3 protein-coding genes are annotated in these 5,795 nt (G+C 42.4%); 2 read left to right on the forward strand and 1 reads right to left on the reverse strand.

Going from position 1 to position 5,795, the window contains the following annotated elements; genetic code table 11:
* Nucleotides 1–1,250 (reverse strand): MGH1-like glycoside hydrolase domain-containing protein (locus L650_RS0121225; RefSeq protein ID WP_029774335.1); only part of this gene is annotated, 1,250 nt, incomplete at its 3' end.
* A 196-nt stretch (nt 1,251–1,446) separates the two neighbouring features.
* Between L650_RS0121225 and L650_RS0121230 the strand changes: the two genes are divergently transcribed.
* Nucleotides 1,447–3,888: a TonB-dependent receptor gene (locus tag L650_RS0121230; RefSeq protein ID WP_029774336.1), complete on the forward strand. Its 2,442-nt coding sequence runs from the start codon at nt 1,447–1,449 to the stop codon at nt 3,886–3,888.
* 185 nt (nt 3,889–4,073) lie between these two features.
* Entirely contained in the window at nt 4,074–5,654 is a 1,581-nt protein-coding gene (locus tag L650_RS0121235; RefSeq protein ID WP_024031370.1) for a sodium:solute symporter, read from the forward strand.
* Nucleotides 5,655–5,795: the final 141 nt, after the last annotated feature.

A 5,795-nucleotide genomic window follows, 5' to 3' on the forward strand; every position in this document is an offset into this window, starting at 1 on the left:
CCACCACAGCCGGCGCCTGTTTCTGGGTTAAAATATTCGTAGTAACCCGATTTAAGCACTAAATCGCGCGTGTCGTCCTGAATTTTATCTGCCGTGGTCACAAACCCTGCTTCTTTAAGGCCGATGGCTATCATCCAGTTAATGTGTAACCAAATAGGGCCGCGCCAGTAACGCTGTGGCTCGTATTTTTCTTCTTTAGGGTGGGTAGATGCCACACTAAATTGACTCGACTCAATAAAATCTTCTGTCGCGGTATTAATAATACGCGTTTGCTCGTCAGTTGTTAAACCAGCATAAACGGTTAGTAGTGCCGCCGATGTTTTAACTTTAGCTAGGCTGTTGGTTAACACGTTTTTACAGTAAAAGTATTCGCTTTGCTCACACCATAACGTGTTAATTGCTGTTTGAGTAAGTTCTAGACGCTGTGCTAAATAATCGGTACGTGCATCGTTTAAATCGAGTTGTTCACCCATTTTGAGTAAATCTTTTGTCGCACGGTGCAAAATAGCAATAATACCTAGGTCGTTCATTTTGTACGGGCAGGTTTCGTAAATTACTTTGCTATCAAAATTGTTACGTTTAAAAAAGTCTACTAGGTATAAGAAACGGTCGTACTCGCTTTTATGCGGGCGCTGCGACGAATCAACATGGCTGGTGTCGCGGCGGGTGTATTCCCAATCAACACCAGGTACAGCTTCAAGGGCATCATCCCACGATGGGCTGTTATCCATACCCGATTCCCACGGGTGATAAGTGACCACTAAGCCTGTGTTTTCAGGATCGCGGTCGTTGTACCACCATAAATGGTAATCAACAACTTGAGAAAATAATGCTTTAACTTTTTGCTTTGCAAGGGCTTTATCTTGTGCGCTGGCAAGCATTTCTTTCATTACTGTTGCCACAACGGGTGGCTGCGAAATAGACGTACTTTTAATTTTTTTATCAGAGCCCCACACATTTGGACCAGGGAAGTAGGTAGTTGAATCCTTATGAAATAAGATATGTGGCACCATGCCATCATCCCACTGGCCTGAAAATAACACATCAATTTCTTGCCACGCACGGCTCTCGTCAGACTTCATCCACCCTAGGGCTGTAATCGCTGAATCCCAGTTCCACTGAAACGGGTAAAGGCCATGCGTAGGGACGGTATAGCCACCTAAATCGTTTGCTATAAGTGTTTTAGTAGCAAGTTCTGTAAGCGATGCCGCTGTGGCTGCATCAAGTTTACCGTTGATTGTAGTAGTCATATTGGGTGCTCTTTGTGTGTTATTTTCGATTTGGATAATATTAAAGTACTCATTATGGGTTGTAAATGTTTTTTTTCTGTGCTTAAATCCTGTTCGAAGTAACAAAAAACTAACATGTATACTTGATTATTTCGCACTTACTTAGCCACACTCTGAGTAATTACACACAGACAACTAGCACAATTGGAGAATACCCGTGAATAAAACTACGATCGCCTCTATTGTATCTTTATGCCTCACACAAGGCGCGTTTGCCGCAGAAGAGACTGCGCCAGATACAGCAAAAAAAGAAAATAACGTTGAACGTATTATCGTCTCTGGTACCAGCAAAGGACGCGTTATTTCAGATACCCCACAGTCAGTAACCTCTATTAGCGAAGATGAGTTAATAAAGCTTTCATCAAGTAGCCAAGCAGATGTATTACGTTATATCCCTGGTATTAAAGTAGAAGGGGGCGGTGGTGAGGTTGGAACAAACCTACAAGTAAGAGGCTTACCTTCATCGGGTCAGTTTCAGTTTACGCCACTGTCGTACGACGGTTCACCTAGTTTGAGTGTTTTTGGCTTAAACTCATCGGCGTTTGATGTGTACTACCGAAACGACTTAGGTATTGAGCGTGTAGAATTTGTGCGTGGCGGTGTGTCTAACTTATTTGGCCAAGGCTCTGTAGCGGGTATTATTAACTATATTTCTAAAACTGGCAGCGATGATCCGCAAAGTACTGTGCAAATGGAGCTTTCTGATCAGGGCCGTACCCGTTTAGATTTTGCCACAAGCGGGCCGCTTAACGAAGATGGCCTTTATTATGCGCTGTCGGGCTTTTACCGTTACGATGAAGGCCCGTTAGATACAGGGCTTGAGACTAAAGGCACTCAGCTGCGCGGTAATATTCGTAAAGAATTTGATGACGGCTCTGGCTCATTTACTGTGTATGGCCAATACATTGACGACCAAGCGCAGTTTTACCTGCCTATTCCGCTAGATGGCGACAGCCGCGAACGCTTAACTGGTAACGATGGACGCGAAGTGGAGTCATTACAAACTGCTAATGTGTCTAACCTGTCTTACGATACTGCCAATGGTCGTTATGAATCGCCAATTAGCGATGGGGTGGTAACTAAAGGTGGCTCTATTTCAGTGGTGTTTGAAAAAGAGCTCGCTAACGATTTTGCTATTAACATGCGCAGTAAATACGCAAAGTACCAACACGAATTTAATCTATTTTTAGATGGCGACGGTATTATTAATGTACCTGAGAGCCAGGAAGAGTTTTTAGCTAACCGTGGCTTAGGTGATGTAAGCGATGCAGCGTTTACTTACACTGCATCGGGGCAGGCACTGGCAAGCGATGATTTATTATTTGCTAACCGTATTTTAGATAGAGAGCGCCCAGCAGAGGATTTTTCTGCCGAATTTAATATTGTTAAAAGTATTTTTGTTGGCGATTTTAGCCACGATATTACCGTAGGTACGTTTTTCTCTCACAGTGAAGCCGATGACGATAACGTTATTACGACCTACTTGGGGGAATTTAACAATAACCCAGAACTGGTTGATTTAACGTACACTAATGCCGATGGTGATGTTGTTCAGTACACACAAAATGGTATTAGTGGCCCAGGTATTTCTTACACCAACCAAACAATTAGCGCTACCCGTCGTGCGCTTTATGTAGCGGACCAAATGGAAAGCGATGATTGGATTATCGACTTTGGTGTACGTTATGAAGAAATTGACGGCAAAATTAGCCGTGAAGGCAGCCAAGTTGTACAAATCTCTGATGATCCATCACTTGCGCCTAATTTACAGGTAAACACCACAGGCAGTGGTGTAATGACCTACGGCGAAGTAGACACCTCTGAATTTGCGGTATCGGGTGCAGCCTTATACCGCTTAACCGATAACTTAAACGTATACGCGAATGCATCTCGCGGGTTTTTCTTCCCAGAAATTAGAGGAATTCAGTTTAATGATTTAGGTGAGCCAGCCAGCTACGAAGCCGAAATTGTTGAACAAGGCGAGCTTGGTATTAAGTTTTTTGATAACGACTTTAGCGGTAGCATCGCGTTATTTAGAACCGACCTAAAAGACAGACGCAGCGTAGACTTTGTTAACGATGGCAACGGTGGGGTATTAGAGCTGCCTGTTATGCAATCAACCAAAGCAACGGGTGTGGAGCTTACTGGTCGTTACGATATTACCGACGAGTGGGCGGTTGATGCCAACATGACCTACACTGACCACGAATTTACTGAGTTTGACTCAGACCCTTCTATTATTGGTAACGAGTTACGTCGTAAACCAAAAGTATTATTTAACTCTTCTATAAGCTACACCGCAGATAATTGGGATGCTGCTTTGTATCATAACTTTACAGGTAAAAACTTTGCTAACGATGCAAACTCTGTAGAGCTTGATTCATTCCACTTGTTTAGATTTGATGCGGGTTATAACTGGCAAATCGCCCCAGAGCAAACCGTACGTTTAAGCGTAGGGGTATTTAATTTGTTTGACTCTGATGGTGTTACCGAAGGCTCGCCGCGTTTAGGCAACAGCCAAACGTCAGACAATCCTTACTTTGTAGGCCGTCCAATTCTCCCACGACGCGTTACATTTAGAGTCAAATACGACTTTTAAATAAATGCTTTACGCCTATTAACCTGTTTTGGGGTTAATAGGCTTTTTGCATTGTGATGCATTTTTCAGCTAAGTTAGCGATAGGCTTGTTTTTAGGGACTGTTTTAGAAGTAAGCATATAGCTGTTTAGTTTTTTATTTTTGAGAAGGCGCTGTGTTTTCTTAATGTGAATACGCGAAATAATTATGAATATATTAGATTTTTCAATAGTTGCTCTTTACCTTGGTGCCTTATTGGTAATGGGGTTTATGCTACGCGAACAAACCAATAAAAGTGATTACTTTTTAGGAGGCAAAAGCTTAGGGTGGAAACCTTTAGCTTTGTCGGTAATGGCCACTCAGCTTTCGGCCATTAGCTTTATTTCGGCTCCTGCATTTGTTGGTTTGCGTGAAGGCGGTGGTATGCAATGGCTCTCGTATGAGTTAGGTGTGCCGCTTGCGATGATTTTAATTTTAGCGACTATTTTACCTAAGCTTTATAAAAGCGGCATTGTAAGTATTTATGATTACTTAGAAATGCGTTTTGGTCGTTCTACCCGTGTGCTTATTAGTGTGGTGTTTCAGTTTAGCCGCGCATTTGCCACCGGTATTATGATTTATGCGGTATCGCTTATTCTCCAAGGCACTATGGGTATAGAAGCATGGCAAGCCATTGTGCTTACCGGCGTGATCACGGTGTTATATTCACTGCAAGGCGGTATGAAAGCCGTGGTGTATGGTGATGCAATTCAAATGATCATCATTGTACTAGGTACTATTGCTTGTATTGGCTTTGGACTTTATCACTTAGGTGGGGTTGATACCTTTATTGCTAATGTTGATTCGAGCCGATTAGAAGCCATAAAATTTGATTCGTTTGGATTTAGTGGCGATGGTTTTGGCTTTTTACCTATGATTTTTGGTGGTGTGGTGCTTTACGCCTCTTACTATGGGTGTGACCAAACACAAGCGCAACGTGCACTTAGTGCAAAAGATCCTAAAAACTTACGCTACATGATTTTAGCCAACGGCGTAGTGCGTTTTCCTATTACTATTTTATATTGTGTGTCGGGCTTAATTGTAGGCACACTGGCTATGAGCAACCCTGAGTTTTTAGCCAAAATTCCAGCCGATAACCCAGATTGGATGATGCCAATCTTTATTTTAGATTACTTACCACATGGCTTAATTGGTTTATTAGTGGTGGCTATTTTATCGGCGGCTATGTCATCACTTAGCTCTGCTATTAACTCGCTTTCGGCGGTAAGTATTGAAGACTACAGCCGTATTTCAAATAAAGAGCTAGACCAACCAACGTACTTAAAACTGGCTAAATACTTAGGGCTTATTTGGGGTGCAATTACGTTAATTTTATCGCTTTATGCCGGTGATATAGCACCTACTATTATTGAAGCCATTAACAAAGTAGGCTCGTTATTTTATGGCCCAATACTAGCGGTATTTTTAATAGCCGTAGTTAGTAAGCGCAGTGCTGCGCTGCATGCAAACATAGGCTTAATTAGTGGTGTGTTAATTAACTTGTTGGTGTCGGTATTTGCGCCAGACGTATTTTGGTTTTGGTGGAACTTTATTGGCTTTGTGGCCACTGCGGTGATTACGCTTACGACAAGCGTTGCTATTCCACGCGAAGTAAACGAGGTTGCTAAAGCGCAAAACGCTGAGACTATCTCAAACTCAATTTTAACCGGTAAAGATATCGTTATGCTGCTTAGCATGTTTGTTGTGATGGTATTAATTTGCCTTGCTATTCCATCAATTTTTTCGTGAGCGTTAACCCATGGATTCTAAAAAGTCATTTTTAATCGATTTATTTACCACGGCGGTAAATGCCTGTAAACCCAGTGCGTGTATGAGCAAGTACTTGGAAAATATAGATGCCAGTAATGGTTTATGTGTGGTGGGCGCCGG

This window comes from Pseudoalteromonas sp. TB51, from assembly GCF_000498055.1.
Lineage (GTDB): Bacteria > Pseudomonadota > Gammaproteobacteria > Enterobacterales > Alteromonadaceae > Pseudoalteromonas > Pseudoalteromonas atlantica.